Origin of the sequence: Sphingobacterium sp. UBA1897, assembly GCF_002337775.1 — a bacterium.
In the GTDB taxonomy this organism is placed as follows: domain Bacteria; phylum Bacteroidota; class Bacteroidia; order Sphingobacteriales; family Sphingobacteriaceae; genus Sphingobacterium; species Sphingobacterium siyangense.
Map to the genome: position 1 here is coordinate 22,810 of NZ_DDGR01000021.1, position 25,672 is coordinate 48,481.

Here is a 25,672-nt window from a genome sequence, read left to right on the forward strand (position 1 = left end):
CTGACTATAAAATAACTGTCTGACGAGATAAAAAAGTCCTGAGCCCGAGGTGGTTCAGGACTTTTTTATTTTTAATCATTCTAAATAGGTTATTTTTTATACCTTTGCGATGTTATTTAGAATAATTAAAAATAATTACCCAAAATTATTAACATGGACAAACACTTACTAGCTCTTGCTTCTACATTTTTAATCGGAGGTGCAGTATATGGTCAAACCTCGGGAATCGTCAAAGGTAAAGTCGTCGATACACAAAATAATCCTTTAAGTTCAGTAACCGTTTCAATCGGAGATAAAAAGGTCCGTACAGACCATAGAGGTCATTTTAGACTACATGGCATCGACCAAAATACGGTGATTAAATTCACTTATATGGGCTACCAAACAACCGTTATTGATTATGTTTTTAGCACGAAGAGCCCTGAAGTGATTATTGATCCAATTACCCTGGTGAGCAATGAGCAGGCGATTGATGAGGTGGAAGTGTTTGGTGAACGCAACAAAAAGCCAAAAGGCTTGGAAATGATTACACGTATGCCATTAAAACCTTCGGATCAAATTCAGAGTATTTCCGTCATCTCCAATAAGGTAATTCAAGATCAGGGTATTCTTACGTTGACGGATGCTGTAAGAAATATTCCGGGTGTAACCTTATTCGGTTCTTATGGCGGTGTTAAAGAATCTTTGTCAACACGTGGTTTCAGAGGGGTACCTGTCTTGAAGAACGGTGTGCGGATGGACTCTCAATTTCAGACTGCATCTGGAGTCGTTGATATGCAAGGTGTGGAGTCTATTCAAATGATTAAAGGGTCTGCTGCGGTTACGCAGGGTGTTATTACGGATATCGGTAATGCAGGAGGGGTAATTAATGTGGTCACTAAAACTCCTAATTTCACGAATTCTGGAGAGATTGGTGTCCGTGCGGGAAGCTGGGGGCAATTCCGCCCAACCTTTGATTTCCAAACGGTACTGGATAAGAAAGAGACCGTTGCTTTTCGAATGGATGGCGCTTATGAACGTAGCGATAGCTACCGCAAAAGTGTATCCTCTAACCGTGTTTATCTAAATCCATCCTTAGCTTGGAAACCAACGGATAAGACGACAATTACTTTGGAGGGCGATTATTTTAATGATAATCGCACGCCGGTTAATTCCGCAGTCAATTTAAATCCTTCACAAGGGGTGAATGCGCTATATGTTATCCCGAACAATAAGTTTTTGGGCTTCAATTCCGATAATAATAATACAGAGATGAAGAGCTTTATGGCCCAGATCAATCATGAATTGACCGATCGATGGAGCATCAGAGCTTCTATTGCAACGTCCTCTTATCAGGTTGATAATCAGTCATCTTCTTCTTCATTGATTAAAGACGATGCAAAACAATATAACACATTCTCGCGCTCAATGAGCAAAAGCCTGCGCGATGACAAGAATAAAACTTTTCAGTTTGACTTGATCGGAAAAGATCTTTATACGGGTAAAGTAAAACATTTGGTTCAGGCAGGGGTGGATTATCGTATCGCTGATGCGACAACAACTTCTTTTGCAGGAAAATTAAGTCCACTGGAGAAAAATGTTCTTTTGAAAAAAGCCGATCAAAATAGTAATGTAATTGATATTATTGATATTCACGGCGATTGGGTAAATGATCTATCCGAGGTTGTCTATGTCGATTCTTTGGGAAACCAGCGAAAAGGAAAGCAAATCGCCTACACAGCTGGAACGCCTGTGCGAAGTTATTATTCTTCTATAGGATTTATGGGGCAGGACGTTATTGAATTTAATAAATACATTAAGGCTGTATTAGGTTTACGTTATTCCGAAATTACAACAAAAGATTTCACATCAAACGGTAATAAAAGGGAGTCTGCATGGAATCCAATGGCGGGGGTGATTTTTACGCCATTTGAGAATTTTAATGTATTTGGGTCTTATACAAACTCAACGAATTTAAGGAATGCTGCGAATCCATTAACCGATGGTACAGCAGCAGGTGCTTCTAAAACCGAACAATTTGAAGGGGGGATTAAATCCGATTGGCTGAATAATCGGTTACGTTTCAATTTAACCTATTTCCATATTTATACCTCTAACTTGACCAACGCTGAGTATACACCGGGCACTAATGTTGCTACAGGATTATACTTTAAGGCAGGGGATCTGGTACGCGATGGTATTGAGGCTGAGTTGAACGGTCGTGTATTGGAAAATTTAACAGTGATGTTGGGTTATGCCTATTTAGATGCGCGATATAAAAATTCACCTTCCTATATGGATGGATCGGCACCGATGAACGCGCCAAAACATACGGCAAATGCATGGATACAATATGTATTTAATCAAGGAGCTCTTCGGAATCTGAGTTTAAGTGCGGGTGTTTATTATGTTGGAGACCGACCTGTCAATGAATATAGCTTAACACCAAATGGACATGGTGAATATTATGGTACAGAACCTTTCAATATGCCAGCATATACCACATTAAATGCACAGGTGGGATACAAATGGCGCAAATTTGATGCGAAAGTCTTTGTAAATAATATCACCAATGAGATTGGATTGAATTCATACTTCCGAGGTGGTTTTATTAATCAGATCGATCCGAGAAATGCTGCTGTTGCATTGAGTTATAAGTTTTAAGGATACAATATCTATCTAAAACAGAAGGGTTGTCCAAAGAAGTTGGACAACCCTTTTTTTATTCTATTTTGCCTTTATCAGCTTAAGTGCCAGTTCAAACAGTCGATTTTTGAAGTGACTGATGTTATTTTATGTAGCTTTTTTTTATTGCCAACGCCAATAGCGTTTATCATTTTGCGTGCAAATGAATTAATAGCTGATTACATCACCTGATCGTCCTTTCGCATCAAAGACTTTAAATAAGTATTTCTTTCCAGTCTGGAATGGTATTGGACCATCCACTAATTTAGATTTCAATGTTGGTGTACTGCCGTTGTCGCTGTAATAGACTTTGAAACCAGGATAATCGGTATTGATAAGGAGTTGGCTACCTTCTTTCTTGATTCCAATTTTAGGAAGTCGATAGGTATAGCCTCCATTTACCCCATCCAGTTTTCTCAATTCATCCTCACCTAATTTTTTGATAAAGGAGGTATACGATTTACGGTAAGTGGCCTCGTCAAAAGAATTTCCTTTTTCCCAGGTTTGTTCGGGGGCCCATGCGCGATCAGCAATCGCTATTAAACGTGGAAATATCATTTCCTCAAGGCGCTGGTCAGTAGATACCTTTTCTGCCCATAAGGCCCCTTTGATACCGAGGAGGTTTTTTTTCCCTTCCGCTGTAAGCTGTTCTTTATTGGTGTATGCCTCAGGTCTAAGATCTTTTCCGGTGTCATCCTTGCGCAGATTGATGAAGAAATTTTCAGGAGAAAACGAATAAGTTCTATTCAGATTAACCGTACCAACCCAACTGTGTCCTGGATCCGCAAAATCACGGTCCCAAGACATGTCCAGGTAGTTGTTTGCAGCACTCGTATAAACAACTTTATATCCTGCATTTGCCAATCGATAAGCGAGGTCTTCCTGTCCCTGGCCAGGGAGATTGTTCCATACGTTCAAATGGATGCCGGATTTTCCTAGATCGGCATTTACAACCATGCCTTTTCCTTTATTGCGCATACCCATTTCTTCCCATCCAGACATCGTTAACCCTTTTCCTTGAACAAGGGTATTAATTTTGGTAATATACAGCGGCCATACGTCGAGTACATTGGCGATATTATTTTCCTTCATAAAGGCCAATACCTTTGGCGATTTTTCCCAAACACCACTTGGCGTCTCGTCGCCTCCCAAATCGATAATTTTCAACGGAACTCCAGCTTGATCATGCATCGCTTTGATTTCATCGATCACCTTGCTCAGGAAGTGATAGGTTGAAGGTAGGGCAGGGTTCATGACATTGTCATTCCAGTTTTGTGCAGAATTGTAAACGGATTTGTCCTCTGCATCGTCAAGCAGGAATTCCTCCGCTTTTTGTTTATCACCAAGGTTTGAATAATGTGCAAAACGCGCACGCATTGCTTTGATTGCAGCACGCGCATGACCAGGAGTTTCTACCTCGGGTATGACATCGATATGTCTTGCCTGTGCATATTTTAAAATTTCGATATAGTCAGCAACACTGTAGAATTGATGCGGTTTGGCCGTAGCGCCAGATCCATAAGCAGACTGTATTGCCTTTCCATCTTCAAAATTGGCCGAACGGTTGGCTCCGATAGCCGTTAATTCGGGTAGGGCTGGGATTTCCAATCGCCAACCTTCGTCGTCAATGAAGTGGAAATGGAACTTGTTCAACTTGTAAGAAGCCATGAGATCCAATATTCTTAAAACCTCGGCTTTGCTATGGAAATTACGGGCAGCATCCAGCATAAATCCACGGTACCCATAGCGCGGGCTATCTTCAATGTTGCCGAATGGTAATGTGATCGATTTTATGCCTTTATTCCATTGACTGTGATTGATCAACGATTTTAACGATTGTATGGCATAAAATGCACCAGCTTTATCTGATGCTTCTATTCGCACACCTTTCGCACCAATCGTCAAGTGATAGGATTCGGGCTTTAAGTTGTTTGCTTTGACAATCTCAATGCCGCCTTGTGGACTGGATGAAGCTGCTAGCTTAACGCCTGAATAGCTGGTCAGGAAATCTGTCAGAAAGCCTCCTTCGCTAGCAAATTCATGGTCAATAAAAAAATTGGTACCTGTCGATAAGTTGAATTTTTCGTTATTATTGATGCTGATATTGCTTGGTAAAGGGATGATATACTGTGCTGCTATACCCTCTACCAGCTTATTTTGATCGTATTTATAAGCAAAGTAAGCTGTTTTTTCAGCGTCCGACTGGGGAGCAATTTTAACCGCAGCATAATCCGAAATATTTGTTGCAAGCCCAGTCTTATTATTTTTTAGGTATAGACCAATTGGTCCATCCGTATAATTGACCAGTCCAGTCGTGATAAAATCGATGTGGATTGTATCTTGCGCATTTAATAAAAAGTTATTTTTCTTAAAGCTAACCTGAAAGAGATCTCCGTTTCGGTGGTCTATCGCAAAACGTTTGTCGACCTTTTCTGGATCGATAGAGCGAATAAAATTAAACCAGATGCTCCAGTCGTTGAGTTGAACAGCACTTTTCCCCTTGTTTTTTAAAATTAGGGTGGATACCGGATTTTTACGGATATTCTGTCCGTCTTTGACCTTCCAGGTGAGTTGCAGTTGATCTGCGATAGCGCTCGATTTCTGGGCATAGGCTTCCTGACTTAATAAAGCAAAGCCTAGTCCGGCATAGAGTAGCGGTTTTTTGATTTTTTTAAAATTAGTCATGTTGGTTACTTTTTCAATGACTCTAAATATAGCTATTCTAGAGGGGTTTATGATCTATTTCAAAAAAAATGAATAAAAAAAAGATAAAAATTTTGACACATTTATAAATATTTCTATATTTGCACACCGAAACAGAAAACGGCCCGTTCGTCTAGGGGTTAGGACGCAAGATTTTCATTCTTGAAACAGGGGTTCGATTCCCCTACGGGCTACACATCTAAAAGTCAAAACATACAAAAGCCTGCAAATTAAACATTTGCAGGCTTTTTTGTTTTTCAGTATCTACAAAACCTATAATAATTCCCAATAAAAAAGTGAGTCATTCAGTGAGTCATTTTCTTGGAGTTGACTACTCACTGAAATATATTTAAAAGTTTGATTGTCAATGTGTTCATAATTTAAACATCTTGATCCGTTTTCGTTGCAAGGCTAATTTTGCATCGCTGAAATCTGTTTTTCAGTGGTGATGCAGAGCTCGCCACAAAGGCGGCTCGGTTTGTTTCACTTAAATGATGTTGTCATGAGCACAAATTATTCCTTGCTCTTCTACTTGAAGAAACCAAAAAATTATGTTAACGGCCCCAAACCAATCTACATGCGGATTACCGTAGATGGTATCCCAAAAGAAGTCTCCACAGGACGGGAATGCGATCCGTCGAAATGGAACTCTAAAGCCAGTCGTGTGAAAGGCACAACAGAAGCTATCAAGACCCTTAATAGCTATCTTGATGCCCTAGTCAGCAAAGTAAGTACAATCCATACCGCTATGACGGCTGCCGCAGAGGAAATTACCGCGGAATCCATCAAACTTAGGTATCAGGGGAAGGATATCAAGCGAAAGCAATTTCTTGATGTTTTTAGGGAACACAATATCCAGATGAAAGCATTGCTCGGCAATGGATTCAAGCCCAATACGCTTAAAGGTTATAAGACCTCCTTATTACATGTTTGTGGATACCTTGAGAAAGAATACAGGTCGCAGGATATTGACACAAGAAAGATTGACCATGCCTTTGTTACGGGATATGAATTCTTTCTGCGTGCCACAATGGGCTGTTCAGCCGTGTCGGCGGCAAAATACATGAAACACCTTCGTAAGATCATCAAAATCTGTATTGCACATCGATGGATAATGGATGATCCATTTGCATTCTACAAGATCAAGGCGAAGGCTAAAGAGAAGGAGTTTCTGACAGATGCGGAACTTCGAAGGATAGAGGAAAAGTTGTTCAAGATCCCAAGGCTTGCACATGTCCGCGACATCTTTGTTTTTTGTTGTTACACCGGACTTTCCTATGCGGATGTGAAGAAACTAAAATGGACAGATATTGCCGAGGGAGTGGATGGAAAACTCTGGATCTTCACCAGCAGGGAAAAGACTGAAACCTCATCAAATATTCCACTGCTTCCAAAGGCACTTGAGATAATTGAACGGTATCATGATTATCCACCATGTATGACAAAAGATATGGTACTACCTGTTCTCAGCAATCAGAAAATGAACAGTTATCTAAAGGAAATAGCGGATTTGTGTGAGATAACAAAAGAACTCACATTTCATAAATCACGCCATACGTTCGCCACGTCTGTAACACTTGCCAATAGCGTTCCGATCGAAACCGTTTCCAAGATGCTCGGGCATACGGACATCAAGACCACACAGCACTATGCGAAGTTATTGGATAATAGAGTTGCGGTGGATATGGAAAGACTGGAAAGAAAGATCGAGAATAAACCGGCGCCTGCAAATCAAGCTAAAATAGCTGAGCTATGTACCCCTCAAGCATTTACATTTATAAAGACAGACCATAACGGAAGAAATATTGCTTGATAACAAAAGGAAGCGGTACATCGTGTATCGCTTCCAGATTAAATAAAAAATATGTTATCCGCCCTTACCAAAAGCTAGTTTCCTTCAAGCCGATCATAGTATTTTTTTGGTAATATATAGGCTATATGGGTCTAGCGGTCGGATTTTTATAGAATCAGGACAACAAATCAATTCCTTAAACAGCCAAAGGCGAGAACGGCGCAGGGAAAGACCTGAGGGGTTTCGCAAGCCACTAAGGAGCGGTGGAAAATACGTAACTTGATTTTGAGTTTAATTTTAGCGCTATCCGCTAAACAAACGAAAATCTGGCCTCACTGTTTTTATTTACAATACTTGTCCAGAAGGTCTTTTGCATCTGGGTCTCCTAGTTCCATAGCCTTGCTTAAATCTTTACACCCCTCATCTTTCATCTTGTAGCTTAGATAAATCAGGCCTCTCCAATAATAGCAATCTGATAAATTGTAATCCTTGCGGATTACAAAACTAAAATCATCGAATGCCTTTTTTAGATTGCCTATCTTATAGTAGGCTATTCCGCGTTCGAACCTGATCTCCTCTATCTTAACATCATATTCAAACCCTGTTTCAACGTAGGGGTCTTCAACTTTGTCAACATAAATTAATTCGTTCCCCTTAGTGTTAATTGCCTTATCGAAATCGGCTATCGCTCCCTTGTGATCTTCAAGCCTTTCTTTGTTTTTTCCTCGGTTCAAAAAGGCTAGACTATTGTCAGGGTCCAGCTCGATAACTTTTGAATAATCGTCAATAGCACCCTTGTACTTATTTGTATAGGATTTGTCGACAGCCCTGTCAAGTAAAGCGTTGATATTCTTTGGGTCTTTTTCAATGCCTTTGTCAAGAAGTAATATTGCTTCTTTAAATTTGTTTTCTTTTTCAAGTTTATTCGCCTGCTCGCGATAATATTCCGATGATCTGGTACCACATCCAATCAGAATAATAAGTAATAATATGGTCTGTAAAAACTTCATCTTGAATTGCCCACGCTTATTTATGACTATCATAAAATCTCTCCGGCACAGTTACCATTATTGGACGTTATGCTACTTATGTGAGAGAATACTACTATTACTAAAATACGAAAAAAGCCAATGCAGTTAACATTGACTTTCTTTAATTCCATCATTTAGAATTCGGATCTGATTCTTGCTTTCTCCCGTTCAGTCTGTCGGTTAGATTTTCCACAATTTCCTCTACCTTTAAAATAACCGGTACTCTTATAAATTAATTAGGACATTCTTGAGTGTACAAAAGCATGGACCTTTATTTTCTAATCCATGAATTTACTTTTGTTCTGCATTTTTGTCCGAGGAATCAGGGGCCACCAATTGCATATAAGGCGTCGTATCCGTTAAATTTGTCCGATCTCCGGGATCGACCGTTGGAATAACCCTCACAGGTTGTGAAGGCTGCGTTGTTTCGTTTTCTTTATTGCTCATATCAATAAGATTAGTGATAATTAAAATAATTGTTGATGCGATGATACTGATCAATGTAAATTTAATATTAAAATGAAAAATCCTGTCAACCTTTTTTATTTTTATCATATTGTCATCAAAAGAAGATCTGTTTGCCCCGATCTCATACATTAGTATTTCTTCATAACTTCTGTTAGCCAGATCCTGAAATTTATTGGTATGGAATCCAACATCAAGGGATTTGGTCTTTAGTATCTTGACAAAGTTTACCAGGTTTACCGTTAGTATTGATAACGGCAGAATAGAGATCAGCTTTATCCAGAAGACACTGTTCTGAAGACCGCTTATAAAGAATGGAATAAAGATAACGATCACTGTGATTATTGTTCCGGAAATAGTGGTTTTGTTGCGGTAGCTTTCTACCTGCTTCTCTATAAAATAATTTGACTTTTGGGCGAGAAACTCGAGATCCCTTAGATCCACCTCAGTTTTCTCGGGCGTATCCCGAATTGATTCTTTTTTGTCGAATAAGGATCGTATCACATTTTTTAATATTCCCATGGTAAAAATCAGCATGTCATTGTTAATACAAAGCTGTTTAAATTTCAACCAAGAAACAATAGATTAAGGCAATTCAAATCTGAAGTGGTAAAAAACACACCTTTTAACCCTAAATTTTGTATAAAATCATAAAAATTTGGTGTGTTTTTTCCTACCTGAACACCATTTATTAAGCCGAACTTTATTTAAAATACTATCGGGATGAGTGATAACAGAACAGTTTGAAGTCCTGAGAAATAAGATATCGAGGAAACAGGCAAGTTTGTCGAGGTCGAAATGGAGTTGGTCTAAAAAATTTTTAAAAGCTCTTGAAAAACCTCAATTTAATCTTTAGAGATACGCTAAGTGCGACAAAATACGATCAGTGATACTCTGAATAAATATTTCTGACCAGATAACCATGAGAACCTATGAAAGAACTTGAAATAGATGTTTTCATCAGTGGAAAAAAGACACGATTTGACCTCGGTGCGATGGATATTGACTCGCTCTATCGTCTTTCTATGAAGCTAAGGCAGCTACTGCGGGACAATGAGTTTATCCTATCCCATATCAAAGAAGCGGATCTCTGGGAGCTAAAAGCCGAACTTGGCAGCAGGACGATCAATATCCTCTATAAGAACGGGATCAGTACTGTCGCCGGACTTCTGGCAACATCGTACAATGATCTTGAAAGGATGGAAGGAATGGGAAGAAAATCGCTCGGGGAGATCAGGGTTCTGTTGACTGAAATAGGAAAAATGGAAACCAGTAAGTCATCGTATCAAGGTATCGGCAGGAATTCCTTCCTATTTTAGCTGAATAGATTCTCAATTTGTCCGCTGAAGGAACTGTTAACTGACAACTGGCCGAGGTTTTGGGCTCTTACACCAGTAGCACTATTAGCCATCAATTATGGCAGTTATAGGAAAAATGCAGCGATATGACAGATGACTATGAATTGTTTTTTAACGAAGAACCACTGAATATCCGGGATGTCACGGATTTTCCGCCAGCTTCATGCCTACATCCATTGAAAAATGCCCCTATTTCCCTGCAATATAATTTTACGGGAGCAGTGCTCCACCGCCAGCGGTTTATCCTTAAACAATTTCAAATGGAGCTGCTGCAGCTGGATTCCGATGGAACCTTCCGGTTTGGCTGCCGCACCCTAAAGAACAGGCTTTTTATTTTATTCTGTTTGGATGGTGAGATCAGGTTTACCACCGAACGTCAGCAATTGATCACAGCAGCCAGAAAAGGATATTTCTATATATCCCGTGGCAATGCTGGAACATATCATGCACACTTTCCCAGCCCGGGCACAAGCCTTGTGCTCGCAGTTTCGATATCTCCTGCCTGGGCTAAACATAAAGTTAAATCCTATCTCAGACTAAAGGAAGCACTGGCCCTGCTCATGGAGTCCGATAGATTGTTCGGTGTCATGCCCCATTGCGAGATAGGCGACGACGTGCTGATCTGGTTGCGTTTTCTGGAACGATTCGCAAATTCGATAAAAAAGAATTTTCCAAAACTGCTCAGGGACCTGTTGGTCGGTGCCCTTGGATATTATGAAAATATGCTGGAGCAGCGGAGCAATGAACCCATCTATAAAGTTAAGGAGTATATAGAGCAAAATTACAGCGACCCGAACCTTACAGTTTACAAGATCGCAGACCGGTTCTGTTTTCAGGAAAAAACCCTACGAAGGAAATTTATCACGGAGTTCCATGTGAGCCCAGTAAAATACATTACCATGGTGAGACTGAAAGAAGCCAAAAAGCTCATTGATGGTGCCGGACTCCCCATGTCTGCAGTCTGGGCAAAAGTCGGCTATAATGATATCGAAACTTTCCGCCAGGCGTACGGAAAATAGTATCTTGATCGCGGGCAAAATCCTCAATTATTATTGCATTTCGACAAAAACCTGAAATTTGGACAATTTTATGCCTAAAAACAGCCAAAAAATTGTCCAAAATCCACGAAAAAAATCAGGATTCCCATTTTAATTTTACCAGTATAGAATCAGGGTTTAAAAGAAGATTACTAAACATTATCATTTGCTCCCATTTTTACAAGGAGTAGAGATATAAGACTAACAGGGACATGAAAAGAGAGAGGATAATAAAAGTCACCGGTCAGTACAGCTTTATATTGCTGTGGGGGATCACTGCTGCATTGAAACTCTCGGGCTGGGAACAGACCAAAAGTGAGATGGCACTGCAGTCATTCCCGCAATGGTTGGAACACAGCCTTCTGTGGGGCCTCCCGGCTCTGTATATAGTCTTGACCGTATTGCTGCTCTATAAATCCACAGTACAGCTCGGGGTCAGACTATCTACCATCGTGATGACTATTTTCACGCTATATCTACTGTTCGGCGTGTCGGGGGTACTCGGTTATACGCCCTGTGCATGTGCAGGTATCTGGCCAACAAATAATCACTGGTTGCATATTGTACTCAATAGCCTGTTTATTATTCTTGGTTTAATATACTGGATATTGGCCCATAGAAGCCATCTGGGAAAAGACGTCATTTCCGGATTTGGCAGAAAGGAGGATACGGTCTTATCATAACACGGCTGAACGTGCAGGGTAAAGGTCTCCCTGCCATAATCTGCAAATCACCCCAAAACCGGGACCTCGGGAAGGTATAGGGGCAGGCCATGCAATGGGCCTGATGAAATCAGCGCATGCTAATCCTTAAATTTTTTGTTATGAAAACATTACTTAAAAATTTGAACTTCGGTGCACTGTTGGTTCTGGCATCAGTTGTGACTCTCACCGTTTCCTGGAAAAACCATGAAAGCAAAAAGGCAACGCCAACATGGTATCAGGTGAGCCTGATCAATCCTGCAGGTGGAAATATTGCGACCAATCAAAAGATTGACGGTTTATATCCGGGCGGAGCGCCAAGCGGCAGCTGTAACACTTTGGCAGGAGCTACCTGTGCTGTTCAGCTAAGCGACGCCCTTGATCCTGCTGATATGCCCGCGACAGTCAAGGAAGCAAACGATGACGGTTTCACTTCCGAAGCTTTCCGCCAGCATCAATAGCATCTGTTAACTGACTAAAATTCATTAATTTGGGCAGTATCCAAAAGGGAGGCAAATTTTGCCTCCCTTTGCTATCTTTCGTTCTGCAGGATGCCACTGGCATCAATTTCCGACTGTGGAATAGGCCAGACCCATTTTTTTTCATTTGGAGCAAGTGTATATTTTACCCCATCCAGTATTCTGGAAAAAGTGACCGGATATTTCCCTTCAAGGTTGAGCCTTCGCGCATCCTCCCATCGTCTTCCCCGCATGAAAAGTTCTTTTCTCCTTTCATAAAATATATATCCCAAAAGGTCACTAATCTCCGCAAGACCAAGGTTTCTATATGCACTATTACTAAATCTATTCCTTCGTAAAAGGTTGATTTCATCCAATGCAATTTGTTCCGATCCGGCGCGTGCAGCGCATTCTGCACGGATCAATAACATTTCTTCAACACTCAGGCCTGTGAAGAACTCATTTCCTCCGTAACCACAATATGAACCGGTATAAACTTTTGTTCCTGATGGCCTTGTAAAAAAATATATTTTCCCCCTGAGATCCTCCTGCTGAATAGATTCGGTGAAAAGAGTGTCTATATTTTGCATTGTAGGCATTATGATTCCCCCAACGGCAGCTGCTGAATAAAAAATAATAGCGGGATTATTTTTTCCATAAGGCTCAAAATAGCTTCCATAAATATCAGTGACTGATCCCGTCAGCTTATTGTAATCTACAAGCGTATTCTTTTTTTTGAGCACGATATCTGCATACCGGAGTGCCATATCAAACTTTCCCTGCCCAAGATAGACCTTCGCCAAAAGAGCCTGCACAGCTGTGGTGCCCGGCATATAGGGGTTAGTGTCGTCCATTATTGGTATATTTTCTGCCTCCGTCAGATCGTTTATTATCTGGTCGTAAACCTCTTTCAATGATGACCGGTCATATCTGACTGAAACATCATAATCCAGCCGTAGGGGTAAACCTGGATCTTTGTCGGCAGTCTGTTCATTATATGGCCTGCAGAACAGCTGCGCGAGCTGGTAAAAATTCCATGCGCGGTGAAAACGGGCGGCCACCCTTGCCCTGTCCCTGTCAGCGATCTCACCCTGACCGGATGGGGCAGATTCAACATCCAGGGCGAGATTGGCGTACATGATCCTTTCATACGCTAAATCCCAGTCCTTGATATTTCTCTGGGTGCCATAGGGGTTGTCCTGCCAGGTATAAGCATACTGGTGGAATGGTGTGTACCGTGAGCCCGCAACAAGATCTGCGGAATTTTTGACGTAATATTCGTCCGCTCCAAGGTAAGCCAGATCGCTTGAAGTATAATACATGTTATCCCGGCTCAGGATCGCCAGATAATCTTTGACGGTCTTTGGCACAACCTGATTGGATGTCCTCTTTGCATCCAGAAAATCTTTGCCACAACCTGTCAAAATAATGGCAAGGCAAAAAATCAAATAGTTTCTTAAATCTTTCATAGTCTCCTTATCAAAAGTCCAACCTCAGGCCAAAAGCAAAACTTTTTGGCGCAACATACTCTGCATTAGGATAATCTGGGTCTAAACCATATCGGTTAGCTTTCCAGATTATCCCCAGGTTCCTTGCATATGCATAGAACTGTACATTCTTAAACACCGATTTCGGTAACATAGATGCAGGGAAATCATAGGAAAAGCTTAGATCTTGAAACCGCAGATGGCTACCGCTGGTCACAAAATTTTCATACTGCTCAAACATGCTGTACATATTGTCCGAAGGGTTCTGGGATGTTGCCGGGATCTCTGTCCAGTGTTCGTCCCCCGGATTTTGCCATCGTTTTAGATAGTCCATATGATACTGCAGCCTATATTCTCCATCGGGAACAGTTGTCGAGCGCCTGAATACATGCCCCATTTTCCATGAAATAAGGAAAGACAGACTCAAATTCTTCCATCTGATCTCATTCCGTAAGGAACCGTAAGTGGTCGGAACGGTGATCCCTGTGCCGATGAGATCACCCGGCGAAAGACTGTTATAATATTCCACTCCGTTCCTGGTACGCTGACCATCAATGAACATCAGCACTGTGCCATCAGCGGGATCGAGCGAGTATTTAGGTAACGCATATAAAATATCCTTGCTTTTTCCCACAACAGGAAAAGAAGGTGAAAGCAGATAATTGTATAATCCGATATTATTATCTGCGGCATATCGGGTGACTTGATTATGGACAATGTTGAAAAGAAGCGCACTGTTCCAGTTAAAAGCCCCACGGATATTTCGGCTGCTGAGCTGTAAATCCATTCCTTGTGTTTTCAGGTTCGCATAGTTGACAAGATTCGAGTTTTCAGCAAAGCTTTCCGGATAAATTCCGGTACTGGGTGGAAGTACGCTGGCTCCGATCAGGTCATTTGCATTTTTTACGTAATAATCGGCGCTTACCGAAATACGATTATTGAGCAATCGGATATCCAGACCCAGGTTAAATGTTTTTACCTGTTCCCAGCGCAGGGATGGATTTCCGATACTTCGCACAATCGCCTGTGGACGCCCGGTGTTTTCATTGGTCGCAGCATGTTCGATAGTTGGAAGGGAACTTACATTTTTGTTTACATTTCCTGCGACTCCATAAGTTGCCCTCAAGCGCAGATAATCCATGGCAGGCAATTTGAACCAGGATTCTTTGGTAAGTTCCCAGCTTGCTCCTACTGACCATAATGGCGTTCCTTTTTGGTTGGTTTTCACACCGAACAGATTTGATCCATCCCATCGGAGTGAACCGGAGAGAATATATCTGGTTTTATAGGTGTAGCTTGCATTTCCAAAATAGGACAGGTAACGGTCGGTAAGCTGCTGTTTTGCAGACGGAGGGGCAAGGAGTCTTGATCTTCCACTGGGGCGTGTCCTATAGTTCTCGGTATAGTTGTAATTGTTGTCCCCGATCATCAGATCGGGATCATAATTGTAGAGCGTATAGCCCGGGTCGGTAAGCTGTATCATTTCCCTGATCTCAGCACCTGCCAGTGTCGTTATCTCATGTTCTTCGCTAAATTTCTGTGAGTAGTCCAGCTGTGCGCGTGCAGAATGGCTCCGCGAAAAATTGGACGGCAGCTCGCGGAATACTCCGCCATAGGGGATAATCCGTGTGCCATCGGCCTGTGTGAAGCGGTTGACGATATTGCGCGCGTAATAGCTATCTTTATCATACTCGGCCGTGCTGGATGAGCTGCCCCTGATATATTGATAGGTAGCGTTGATGTTGAAATGCCTGAAAAAATTATACCTCAGCCCAAGGTTGGCCCTGAGCTCGTCACCGTTTCCCCGCCTGTCCATAAGCCCCCGTTCCTCAAGCGGACGATACTCCCAGTCCAGTAAGCCATTAGCCCCTGCCTGGTTCACATAAGGCTGTCTGTACTCTTTTATGACAGATGCAGGATTTCCGTTTTCATACATTAGTCTTGTGTAAGGAGAAAGACCTATATTGGTGGCATTCCCCCTGAGATCGTCCAATGTGATCTGGTTATTCTGATTTGTCTGTCTGCTGTACCAAAGCGCCGTGGACAGTTCCAGCTGGGGAAATGGCCTGAATGTATTTTGTAGGTTGAGATTTATCCGGTCATTGAAGGCTCCGACTTCGCTGGAGCGGTTTTTGTCATATCCTCCCGAAGCATAATAAGTAAAACTTTCACCGCCCCCACGTGCATTAAGCGCATACTGCTGGTATACGGCGGGCTGGTAAAGATACTTCATCGCTTCTTGGCGAACTTCCGTATTTTTTAAAATGGCTTCCTGCCGGGCAAATTCTTCAGGGCTTAGCGTTCCCTTATCCCGCGCGATCAGCATTTCCACATACGCAGGAAAAGCAGTCTGCTGTGCATTTTCCAGATAATACCCGCCTTTTTCGTATTTCTCTTTTTCAATCGCCATGACAGTTTCAGATGGTAGACGGTTCCGGCTGTACATCAGGTCGGGTTTTTGGCCAATAGTCACATTGCTATTGATGGAAAGCTGGTCTTTCTGTCCATATTGTCCTTTTTTTGTCGTGATCACGATCACACCATTTCCCGCACGTGCTCCCCATATCGAAGCGGCTGCACCGTCTTTCAGGATCGTGATGTTATCAATATCATTCGGATTTATGGAGCTGATATCTCCGTCATAGGGAAAGTTGTCGACAACAATGAGCGGGCTCGCATCGGACTGTATGGTCGCCAGTCCCCTTACCCGGATGTCGGATGCTTTGGTGCCATTTGGTGTGACAAACTGAACTCCGGAGGTCACGCCGTCGAGTCGCTGTAGGATATTTCCACCCACCGAACGGTTCAGCAGTTTATTGTCAACGACAGTAAAAGATCCCGTAGCCCTTTCTTTTGGAACACTGTAGAACCCGGTATTGACAACCTGCACCTCTTCAATGGTATGGCTGTTTTTCTGTAGCATAATAGTGAGGTTACCATTGGCTGAAGTAACCGCCATTCTCCTAGTGCTGTACCCCATAAAGCTGACCGACAGGCTGTCCGGTAGCTCCATTTTACCAAAAGAAAAGAAGCCGTTTTTGCCTGTCTTTGCCGAAATACCTGACCTCTTTAGTGTCAGTGTGGCACCGTGCAGGGCAGCACTGTTCTCATCCCTTACGTAGCCCGAAATCTGGGCATCTGCAGTTAGGATGGACAGTATAAATAGGATAGTAATAATAAAATACTCTTTCATATTCCCTCCCTGTTAAAATGGTGATTTCCACATATACTTCTGGGGAATGGAAGTAATTTCACCAGCGATCATTTTTTCGAGAATAGGCTCGATATTGGTTGTTGCATCAGTGATACCGACCAAGGTTCCGTTTTTTATCCATACCGAGGGGCCTGTAACCGGTGTGCCGCAGAAATAGGCATTTAGCAGGTATACCTCGGGGCCTATAAGCTGTGGCGAAGTCCAGTTCCTTTTTCTGGTAGTGAGTTCCGCTTTATAATCATAGTCGAGCATGAGACCGACAGACTGAACATGATCGCCATACTTTGGCTGAAGCTCTTTCCATTTATCCATCGAAGCCAGGCAGGGTGCACACCAGGTTGCCCAAAAGTCCAATACGAGCATCCTGTCTGCAGAAAGTTTCCTTAGCGTGACACTGTCTCTTCCGTATCTATCGCCAGCTATGCGTATAGGTAGATCCATAATATCATCCGGTACCTTTTGTCCTATTTTAAGCGGAGATATCCGGTCCATCTTCACATTATATTCAAACAATGGGTATTTGCCCAGATTGGCATCGGGGTTAAAATGTAATATCTGCCCCCGGATATCATCCTTATCAGTGGTCGTAACGAAATAAGGGATAGTCTCCCGTGTTATCTTCGTGGTAGTCTGCCTGGCATCAGCCCGTGTTTTCACGGACTGTGCTGAGCATAAACTAAACATAGAAACGAAAATTGTGGTGAACATCTTTAACAGGTTGTTTCCCCTGTAAAGGTGTGTTTTTAGAATATCTTTTAGTATTAATAATATGAGTGTGATCATAATCGGGTCTGTTTATAGTCGAAAAATCAGGGCATGGTATATCCGTTACGCCGATAGCGTTCATTTTTTCGATGAAAATTGGTCTGTTTTTAGGATTATAAGAATAGCCGCTCCCAGCCCCTTGGAAAATTTATGACGGATTCGGTCGGGACAGAAAGGGAGCGGTATAGGGTTATCTCACCCGATTATTCGGGTGGGCAGGCTAATTTTTGAAGCAGTTGCTTTTTGCTAGAGAAAAAAACAAAATAAGCACTATTGGTGCCATTCTTCGATGACATACAATAATGCTTATTTTGTATACTTGTTGTTTTCATCAGTTCTTATTTCTAAGAACTCTCGAAAAGCTAAAAGTAGGTTGACTACTTGCCTTCCTTTGCATCTGAGGCTTTGGCGAAACCTTTACTCATTACTCTCAGGGAAGTAATTTTCAATGTATAACCCGAAGGTTATATTGCAATGCATGGTCTAAGCAAGCGTCAACCCTACCCTGAGAAAAGATTTCTCAAAGATAGGAAAATTGACGCAGTACTCACACTCGCATTGCAAATCGCCAAATTCAGATACGAGAGTTCGTTAACTTCAATTAATCCAATCTTATTGATTTAATTCTATTTTACTCCATTAAAATCAATAAAAAAATAGTTTTACAAACACTATATATTACAAATATAAACAAAAATCAATATAAATCAACTTATTTTCAATTTTATTATCAACATAAAGCCTGCGTATCTTTATGTCAATTGAGATAATAGTTTTTGTGAGAAAAAAGAATAGCAAAATAACTGATAAAGAATATACAGGGAGAGGATTGGCATTATATATCGCAGTGTCGTTGAGTACAGATACGAATGAGAGTATCGCTCAAAGAGCTGGTTATAAATCTAACACATTGTACAATCATTTTAAAAAGGAATTTTTATCCGATTCAATCATGATAAAATATGGGAAGGCTATACCTCATGATTTCTCTATTGATTTCCCTGAATTGGCACCCTATTTTCGATCTAATCCAGTTGGAGGAGAGAAGAGTTATTCAGACTTGAAATTACAGTTTGAAGGAGTTCAACAGAAATATACTAATCTGCTTGAAAGTCATAATGAATTGTTAAGAGCACATACAATTTGCAGAGAGGAATTATCTGAGGCAAATCGAACAATAGAAGAGTTGAAAAAAGAGATTCGATCTTTAAAAGGCTGATTAGACAATATCTTCATTTCAAGAAATTTAAAATTGAGAACTTGGTCTCTATCTCTCGGGGTGGGGGCCTTTTTTCTTTACTGGGCATTAGCTTATCCGATCAGTGCTTTGCCAACTTATCTGCTTACCTGCCTAATAGCAAAGGTACCTATTATTGGGCTAGCTTATTGTTACTGCTAAAACTGAACATTTCTAGACAATAATTTAATTTAAAAAACTAGCGCTGTTCTTCACAGGTTCAATGGTAATCTTGATCTTACGGTTAATCTCATATTTCCCACGTTATCATTTATATTTAAACACCTGTCTCAATCCTTAGGGGGAGTCAATTTGACCGAAGCCCATTTTTCAACCTTTAATAGTTGGTATTATACCTATATTTTATTAACTTAATGAATATTTATATCACTCCATAAGTGAAAAATAAGCTCTCTGTATGACAGATAAAAAGAGATGTGTATGAGTAAATCCAGCCACAGAAAGACTAATTATGGCCAAAAGGAACAGGCCCGTCGGCAGGTGTTTTACCATCGGTTACGCATTATCTGTGAGAAATTGGTCGGTAAGGGATATTTCGAACTACTGCCAGAAAGTAGCCTCCGTCTTTTATACCTATATCGTTATCCCGATATTCGGGTGATACCCCACGGCAAGCGTGTCCTGAATGCCGAAGAACTGAGAAACTATAAACAGACTTTGGCTGAGCTGCTCAGTGGTCAACATATCGAGACCTTATTGGGCGAGAAGATTTCCTATGCCCGATTTCTGACCGATGCATTGGTACTCCTGCATTATATCCAGTATAGGGTCGGTGGCAGGATAAAAGGATTTTCCAGATTAAGGGAAGTTTTCGCACCCTATTTTACCACTACCGAATGGTTTGCCGAGCAGCGGATGAAGATCATCCAGATCATGAGCCTCAATGACCTGCAGCTCTATGATTTTTATAAAGGAACGGTGCGGTTCAGTTTTGACCGGATGGCGGTTGAACAGTTCGGCGGGACTAACGAAATCCATGTGCATAGGTTGTCCCATACCACCGCTCTGCAGGATGTTGACGGAAAGAAGAGAACGGTTGTCCGTATGGGAGTGCCGTCAGCGACCAAAGTAGATGAGTTTGACTGGATCTCCATCAGACCGAGCCAGCTGGGATTAATCAATGTCGACGATGATATCGCTCTACCGATATACGCCCAGCAGCATGCACTTGAACGTTTCGAAGAGCGGGCAGTTTTTTGGCGGGGATATGTGCAGGCCTATATTGGATATGTTATACGGGAAGGCACAGTGAAAACCATTGTAAAGAAGGATTACGTACTGCTGGAATGTTATCTTGCCACCTACAAAGTGGGCTACTTTGTCATTTCACTCCAACGGGACAAGTGGCTGATCCGGACTTTTCTCTTCCTGACCAATTCGGGAACACCGGAGGGCAATAGGCTTGAAGAAATGACAAAATTGAAACTGCTGGACAGAAAACACCTTATGGTCGACTGCATGGATGCTTTTCTGCTTTATGATATTTCAGGGGATAAAGGTCTCCGAAAACTCTTTAATAAAGCAGGCTGCGGGTTACTGATGCAATATGCCGACCAGATCAATAAATATGGTAAAGAGCGGCTCAAGAGCCCCGATTTTATATACCGCTATATGTCACAGTTGAGATAAAACGAATTAATGAACCTGTCTGAAATACTATAAGGAAGCCTCATCAATGTTAATTTCCTCTAGGCACATTATTTCACCCAAAATAATACAATGAATAATATGGCAATACTGTACCGGGAAAAAACAAAAGATTACGAGTCCTTTATTCTGGATCATCCAGATTGGTTTAAACATTCTATTTGTCGCGGGATTTATAGTCCAGGTTGTATTGGGGCAGCCTTTTGGCAATGTTCCTGCCGGTAATATTCTTTTTATTGCAGGTGCCCCGTTGTCAGTCCTCTTTACCGTTTATTTTCTTCTGATCAAAATGGAATTACGGATCACATCCAGGGAGATTCAATTTCGGTTCTTTCCGTTAGACCGACATTTCGCCATTATACCATGGTATGCGATAAAAGAAGCTTATCTGGTGGAACATAAACGAGCAAAATTCTATCGGATCTATGGTCTGGATCTGCTCCGGAACAGAAACTATTTTGTTCTTCAGGGGCGATATAGTTTAAGGGTTATCCTAAAAAATGGAGAGATTCTTTATCTGGGGACAAAAAAACCAAAAGAGTTAAATCGCATTTTAGCTGATTTTTCGGATTGTTTGAGTGTCACAGATGATGTATAAAATTGAAGAATTAAGAACTTGGGCCAAATAGGTTGGGACAATCTATACTATTTTTCATCGCTAAGGCAACCAAAAGGTAAGTGGGTATAATATAACAAAAAGCGATCCTTGCGATTAATTTATAGAGATACGAAAATGAAAAATAAACTATGTTTAATGCGCAGTTTTCCGCCAAAATCCTGCAACAAGGATGATATTTATCCGTATGCCAAACAAGTTTTAGTTTAAATTTGATTTAAGAAATGTTATCAAGGGTTCATAATATTTTGGCTTTTTAGTTACCCCGATATCATCACTGTAAACTCCATCGTTATTCACGCTAGCAGAACGAATTTTTTGTTTAAGGTTGGCCTGAATATATATCCGTGCGCCGTTATCTTGGTTTTCTCGTATCAGGAGATTATATTCGAGAATCTCTACCTTTAGCTTTGTAAAAACTTTGCTGTCATCGTTAACGATTTTACATTGTATAAATCCTGAGTGCTTATCCGCTGACAGGACAAAATAATCGCTCGAAAGAAAAAGCTGTAAGACGTTCTCAAAAGTCGTTTTCGGATCGGTTGAAGGTAGGTCGATAAAGTGGTTTTTGCCGGTTTGGGCATTGCAAATTCCTACTCCAATCAATAGGATAAATACTAATGATTTTAATTTTTTCATACTTTATGTTATTAATAAGTTGGTAGCACCAACTTAATCAGTGAAATGGAGCAAATAAATTTAATATACGATTTATTTGGTCTATTTGACATTTTTATATGTTGGGGTGTCTGTCTTTTTTATTGCATTCTCTCTATCGGTCTTGACCATGGTCAGCTTTATAAAAATAACATAGCCTATTAACCCATTTTTGATTGTTTCTTTGAGAATAGCTTATTACTGTTCTGATAAATACATATTTACTCCCCCTCCCTTGTCGCCGGATGGTCGGGACACACCATTCCATCCTCACCGCTTAGGCCACCAAAAGGCAAGACGGCACAATTGGGTCAAGGGCGCCGGCTAGGGATGAGTGCGTAGGGGCGTTTAGTATACCCTTGACCTTTGTGTCATCGTGGGTAAATTTGCAGAAGCGGTAACGATGGATATCCATATCAGTAGCTATATATACCAATAGATATATATTTATATCTTTTACTGTATATAAGTTTTGGTTATATTCAGTAAACCATATATCTATCCTACATTTACCGAAAAAATGAAGCGTAACGGCTCGGGGAAAGCCGAAGCAAAGATCCGGCAGATAATTTTTATGTCATGCTGGATCATTGTTCTATACCACTTTCATAATTATTTGAATAGTCTTTTTTACCTTCGCTGTCCCCGTTTTTTCTTTTTGCGCTTCCTCTTTCTTTCTTCCTCATCAGTGACCGTACTCTGACCGCTAAACTCCTGAACGGGATCAAGAAGGATATCCAGGAGTCCAAGTCCATTTGTGGCAAAGGAAGATAATATATCCCGCAGTATGGTAGATCTGTCCTGAGCGGGGTTAGCAAGTATCCGATCTGTCCAGCCTTCTTCCATTTTTGGAATAGCCCCTCTTTCCAGAAGCCTGTCAAAGGTATGAAGCCGTGCTTTCTGTTCCGCATTGCCATTCTTCATGATATTCGCATACTGCAAAGTTTCTTTCAGTTTTCGGTCAAAACCGAACATCCTATCAAATACAGATTCCCCGCACTGCTTAAAGGCCATCTGGTCAAACTGCCCGAGCTTTTTGGAATGCTCCACATTCCTGCCCCGTGATTTGTTCTGCGGGCTCAGTTTGATACGGTTAGTAATGTCCTTTCGACTGACAATGACCTGAACGTGCATCTGTGGACCTTCCTTGCGCTGGCCTTCTTTTTTCGTGCCATTTTTGACCTCTTTATCTTTATGGCTATAGTACCGGTAGTTTTCAAGTTTGGCGAACCATAACAGATCCTTGTTGTTTTCTATTCCCGGGCGTTTAAAATTTCGGGCATATTCATCCATGATCTTGGAGGCATATTCCTTTAATTTTTCTTTTGCCCCATCCTCGCCATAAGTAGTGAGCAGGAAATCGATCTCCTTTCTGCTGGGACTGATATTGAGCAGGAAGAATTTACTGTCCTCCCTGCCCAGTTTGGCAATATTGCCATCAATCCCGATGCGCACCTCATGGGGTCTAATATCGTTCCGTTCGCCATTGAACCAGTGCTCCTGTTTTTTATTATCGGCAAGGCGGTTTTCTTTTTCCAGATAGGCGACAAGATCGCCACAACTTCCTTTATTGTTTCCTGTTTCGGAATCCGTGATATTGATATACATAGCGGCTAAAGTTTATCCAGTGCTTCCCTGACCTGTTTTGCCAGTTCCTCTTTTTTTGCGTTGGATACCGGCCATCCCAGTGTTTCCCGCTGGGCAATGTAATGTTCAAGGATCCTTCTGAAACCATCCTTTAATTCCTGTTTCTGTGTAATGCCCAAGAATATTTTTTTAAGGACTTTATCCAGACTCCCGAGATATTCCGTATTTGCTTTCAGAAATTCAGATGCCTGCTGCTGTTCATCGGAAATCAGATCAATTAGACCGGATTGCTGTTTGGTGACAGCACCAAGCTCGTCCAACATGGAATACAGGGGAACCAATAGGTCGGTCTCCTGTTTTCGGATAAAGGAAAGGATACGGCTTACCCCACTGGAAAGTTCTTTTTTCAGGACCTCGTCATTCAGGTCAGCAGGGTCTTTCTTGCTCCTATAAAAATAATCAACCATCTCCATCACCAATTGCCGCTTGGTCCTGCCCAGTTTACGGGAGAGCAGTGCCAGACGGCCATCCACTTCCACTGGGAAACGGACTGACCGTATATTCTCATCTGATCTAGCCATTACTGTCGGGATTATTGTCAATGATAAACCGGAACCGGCTGGCCTTTGTCGGATGCCAGGAGGGGATGTAATCCACGTAGCCATAAAGGATGAGATCGGAAAGGCATTTGTGATAGGTCGCAATGGACTTTATACGTGAAAAATGCATCAGCTTTTTACGGCTGGAATGAAAGAATTCCCCGGGACGTTCTTTCTGGTGATAATAAAACATTGCCGCAAGTAGTCCGATGTGCGATGGAAGCAACCTACTGTCTTTTGCGGTTTGCTCCAAATATGAACTAAAGTAATGATCCTGTATACTGTTATCCATTGCCCTTGCCTCCCTCCATCATTTTATCGACATCACTGCTGCGATAGTACATGCTGCCCCCGATCTTCTTAAAGGGTAAAATGCCCGTGATCCGTAGGTTCTGCAAGGTTCCGGGAGATATGTCCAGTTTCTTTCTTACCTCCCTGCTACGGAGCCATTCCTTATCTCCGCTGTTTCCTGAATTTTCTCGTTTTAAAACCAGTCTGATCTCTTCAAGTAGTTCTTTCTTGAACTGCTGTAAGTCTTCTTTTGTCAGGATGTCAAATACCATAAGCATACCAATTTTGTGAACAATACTGGCTCGGCATCTGCGCCTTGCCACCGGTACAAAATTGGATGCTGGGAGAATAGTCTGGATGACCATTGGAGTCCATTGGTCATGTTCAGTAGTCGAACAGGATCACTATTATCCCTGTTTTATTGGTATTATCTGGAACAGTTTTTTATCATCGGGGATTTTGACACCTTTCATGGAATCTTTTGGATCTTTCTGCACAAAATAGTTACGCACGGTATTGACCGGTATATCTTTGCCATTGTAGACGAAATATTTCGAGACCATTTTGTAATAAGGGCTTTCGTGGTCGCTGACCAGGAGCTTCCTTCCATTCGGAAGTGTCAGATTTCTCATCTGTTGCAGCAGGTCGATAAAAGTGGGAAGATGGTCATCCTGTACCATCGGTTTGACGGACACCTCGTATTTTTCAAGATCGGCCAGTTTCTTTTGCAGGGTTTCCAGTTTTGCTCGCAATTTCATGATCTCTCCGTCCTTCTCTTTTATCAGCATATCGTTTGGTCTAATGTTCCATTTATCCAGCGGTGCGAGAAAATCAAGGAATTCATTCAGCTTTCCAATATTGGAAATATAGAGCGGATGTTTGGAAGAATAGGGGCTCTGGCCTTTAAAATAATCAATTCTATCGGAAACGATATGCCATACATGGGAAAAGAATTCCTTTTCTGAACGGTTTTCACCGGAAAGATAATATTCCAGATGGTACTGATAGTAATCGTCAAATACCTCACGTTTTAAGCCATAGATCTTTAAAAGAAAATGATTGTCCTCATATCCGCTGGGGACTCCTTTTATCGTTCCGATTGAGAAAGGATGTGGCTTGAAATCAAGTATTTTTCTTGCTTTAAAGTAGTGTGCTGACATAGATTTAATTTATTACAAATGAATTTATATACACTTCCTTTCGTTTGGAAGAGAATAAATGCAGGCGGGTTTAGCACGAAAAAGGCTTTAGACTCTAGAGTATTTTTATCTTGTCTTTCCGAAAAGATCTCACAAGCATCTATATTCTTATAACAAGTCCTAAGTGATAAAAATTATATTCA

General features: G+C 41.4%; 21 protein-coding genes and 1 tRNA gene. 10 read left to right on the top strand and 12 right to left on the bottom strand.

From position 1 onward, the window contains the following. The first annotated feature begins 153 nt into the window (after nucleotides 1-153). Entirely contained in the window at nucleotides 154-2,643 is a 2,490-nt protein-coding gene (locus tag B4N43_RS12400) for a TonB-dependent receptor (RefSeq protein WP_286735009.1), read from the top strand. Between the two features lie 189 nt (nucleotides 2,644-2,832). Here B4N43_RS12400 and B4N43_RS12405 read toward each other — a convergent pair whose 3' ends face one another. After that, nucleotides 2,833-5,349 (bottom strand): family 20 glycosylhydrolase, encoded by a 2,517-nt coding sequence (locus B4N43_RS12405; protein ID WP_286735011.1) that lies wholly within the window; start codon nucleotides 5,347-5,349, stop codon nucleotides 2,833-2,835. Nucleotides 5,350-5,489: 140 nt separating this feature from the next. Here B4N43_RS12405 and B4N43_RS12410 point away from each other — a divergent pair. Further along, nucleotides 5,490-5,561, top strand: a tRNA-Glu gene (locus tag B4N43_RS12410). Between the two features lie 308 nt (nucleotides 5,562-5,869). Next, on the top strand, nucleotides 5,870-7,180 hold the full coding sequence (locus tag B4N43_RS12415) for a site-specific integrase (protein WP_084825397.1): 1,311 nt from the start codon (nucleotides 5,870-5,872) through the stop codon (nucleotides 7,178-7,180). A 320-nt stretch (nucleotides 7,181-7,500) separates the two neighbouring features. Here the strand turns inward: B4N43_RS12415 and B4N43_RS12420 are convergent, their stop codons facing one another. Together B4N43_RS12420 and B4N43_RS12425 are read right to left on the bottom strand one after the other, a co-directional pair. After that, nucleotides 7,501-8,169, bottom strand: coding sequence for a tetratricopeptide repeat protein (locus B4N43_RS12420; protein ID WP_286735023.1), 669 nt, complete (start codon nucleotides 8,167-8,169; stop codon nucleotides 7,501-7,503). Between the two features lie 312 nt (nucleotides 8,170-8,481). Continuing rightward, nucleotides 8,482-9,177 (bottom strand): hypothetical protein, encoded by a 696-nt coding sequence (locus B4N43_RS12425; RefSeq protein WP_286735029.1) that lies wholly within the window; start codon nucleotides 9,175-9,177, stop codon nucleotides 8,482-8,484. 410 nt (nucleotides 9,178-9,587) lie between these two features. On the opposite strand from B4N43_RS12425, the gene B4N43_RS12430 reads away from it, so the two are divergent. The 4 genes from B4N43_RS12430 to B4N43_RS12445 all read left to right on the top strand — a co-directional run bounded on the left by B4N43_RS12430 (nucleotide 9,588) and on the right by B4N43_RS12445 (nucleotide 12,212). Continuing rightward, on the top strand, nucleotides 9,588-9,974 hold the full coding sequence (locus tag B4N43_RS12430; RefSeq protein ID WP_286735031.1) for a DNA-directed RNA polymerase subunit alpha C-terminal domain-containing protein: 387 nt from the start codon (nucleotides 9,588-9,590) through the stop codon (nucleotides 9,972-9,974). Between the two features lie 125 nt (nucleotides 9,975-10,099). Then, nucleotides 10,100-11,032 (top strand): helix-turn-helix domain-containing protein, encoded by a 933-nt coding sequence (locus B4N43_RS12435; protein WP_286735034.1) that lies wholly within the window; start codon nucleotides 10,100-10,102, stop codon nucleotides 11,030-11,032. A 230-nt stretch (nucleotides 11,033-11,262) separates the two neighbouring features. Continuing rightward, nucleotides 11,263-11,733, top strand: a complete 471-nt coding sequence (locus B4N43_RS12440; protein WP_286735036.1) for a MauE/DoxX family redox-associated membrane protein — start codon at nucleotides 11,263-11,265, stop codon at nucleotides 11,731-11,733. A 116-nt stretch (nucleotides 11,734-11,849) separates the two neighbouring features. Next, nucleotides 11,850-12,212, top strand: a complete 363-nt coding sequence (locus B4N43_RS12445; protein WP_286735039.1) for a hypothetical protein — start codon at nucleotides 11,850-11,852, stop codon at nucleotides 12,210-12,212. Nucleotides 12,213-12,283: 71 nt separating this feature from the next. On the opposite strand, the gene B4N43_RS12450 is transcribed toward B4N43_RS12445, so the two are convergent. From B4N43_RS12450 to B4N43_RS12460, 3 genes are read right to left on the bottom strand one after another with little or no spacing between them, the layout of a single operon-like run. After that, nucleotides 12,284-13,678 (bottom strand): RagB/SusD family nutrient uptake outer membrane protein, encoded by a 1,395-nt coding sequence (locus B4N43_RS12450; RefSeq protein ID WP_286735041.1) that lies wholly within the window; start codon nucleotides 13,676-13,678, stop codon nucleotides 12,284-12,286. 10 nt (nucleotides 13,679-13,688) lie between these two features. After that, nucleotides 13,689-16,889, bottom strand: coding sequence for a SusC/RagA family TonB-linked outer membrane protein (locus tag B4N43_RS12455; protein WP_286735042.1), 3,201 nt, complete (start codon nucleotides 16,887-16,889; stop codon nucleotides 13,689-13,691). A gap of 12 nt (nucleotides 16,890-16,901) precedes the next feature. Beyond that, the gene (locus B4N43_RS12460) at nucleotides 16,902-17,693 is read right to left on the bottom strand and encodes a TlpA family protein disulfide reductase (protein WP_286735044.1); all 792 of its coding nucleotides are present in this window, start codon (nucleotides 17,691-17,693) and stop codon (nucleotides 16,902-16,904) included. A gap of 736 nt (nucleotides 17,694-18,429) precedes the next feature. On the opposite strand from B4N43_RS12460, the gene B4N43_RS12465 reads away from it, so the two are divergent. From B4N43_RS12465 to B4N43_RS12475, 3 genes are all read left to right on the top strand, one after another. After that, complete coding sequence (locus B4N43_RS12465; RefSeq protein ID WP_286735046.1) at nucleotides 18,430-18,894, top strand: hypothetical protein; 465 nt, start codon at nucleotides 18,430-18,432, stop codon at nucleotides 18,892-18,894. Nucleotides 18,895-19,353: 459 nt separating this feature from the next. Beyond that, nucleotides 19,354-20,562 (top strand): hypothetical protein, encoded by a 1,209-nt coding sequence (locus B4N43_RS12470; protein ID WP_286735049.1) that lies wholly within the window; start codon nucleotides 19,354-19,356, stop codon nucleotides 20,560-20,562. Nucleotides 20,563-20,770: 208 nt separating this feature from the next. Next, nucleotides 20,771-21,178: a hypothetical protein gene (locus tag B4N43_RS12475; RefSeq protein ID WP_286735050.1), complete on the top strand. Its 408-nt coding sequence runs from the start codon at nucleotides 20,771-20,773 to the stop codon at nucleotides 21,176-21,178. A 219-nt stretch (nucleotides 21,179-21,397) separates the two neighbouring features. On the opposite strand, the gene B4N43_RS12480 is transcribed toward B4N43_RS12475, so the two are convergent. The 6 genes from B4N43_RS12480 to B4N43_RS12505 form a co-directional block, all read right to left on the bottom strand. Beyond that, nucleotides 21,398-21,835 carry a hypothetical protein gene (locus tag B4N43_RS12480; RefSeq protein WP_286735051.1) on the bottom strand — a complete coding sequence of 146 codons (438 nt, stop codon included), beginning with the start codon at nucleotides 21,833-21,835 and terminating at the stop codon, nucleotides 21,398-21,400. A gap of 648 nt (nucleotides 21,836-22,483) precedes the next feature. Further along, entirely contained in the window at nucleotides 22,484-23,461 is a 978-nt protein-coding gene (locus B4N43_RS12485) for a DUF5712 family protein (RefSeq protein ID WP_286735052.1), read from the bottom strand. Between the two features lie 5 nt (nucleotides 23,462-23,466). After that, nucleotides 23,467-24,021, bottom strand: a complete 555-nt coding sequence (locus B4N43_RS12490; protein ID WP_286735054.1) for a BfmA/BtgA family mobilization protein — start codon at nucleotides 24,019-24,021, stop codon at nucleotides 23,467-23,469. Beyond that, entirely contained in the window at nucleotides 24,014-24,331 is a 318-nt protein-coding gene (locus B4N43_RS12495) for a hypothetical protein (RefSeq protein ID WP_286735055.1), read from the bottom strand. The genes B4N43_RS12490 and B4N43_RS12495 overlap by 8 nt, the downstream gene beginning before the upstream one ends. After that, complete coding sequence (locus tag B4N43_RS12500; RefSeq protein WP_286735058.1) at nucleotides 24,324-24,602, bottom strand: helix-turn-helix domain-containing protein; 279 nt, start codon at nucleotides 24,600-24,602, stop codon at nucleotides 24,324-24,326. The genes B4N43_RS12495 and B4N43_RS12500 overlap by 8 nt, the downstream gene beginning before the upstream one ends. Before the next feature lie 135 nt (nucleotides 24,603-24,737). Continuing rightward, nucleotides 24,738-25,490, bottom strand: a complete 753-nt coding sequence (locus B4N43_RS12505) for a hypothetical protein (RefSeq protein WP_286735059.1) — start codon at nucleotides 25,488-25,490, stop codon at nucleotides 24,738-24,740. Between the last annotated feature and the right edge of the window lie 182 nt (nucleotides 25,491-25,672).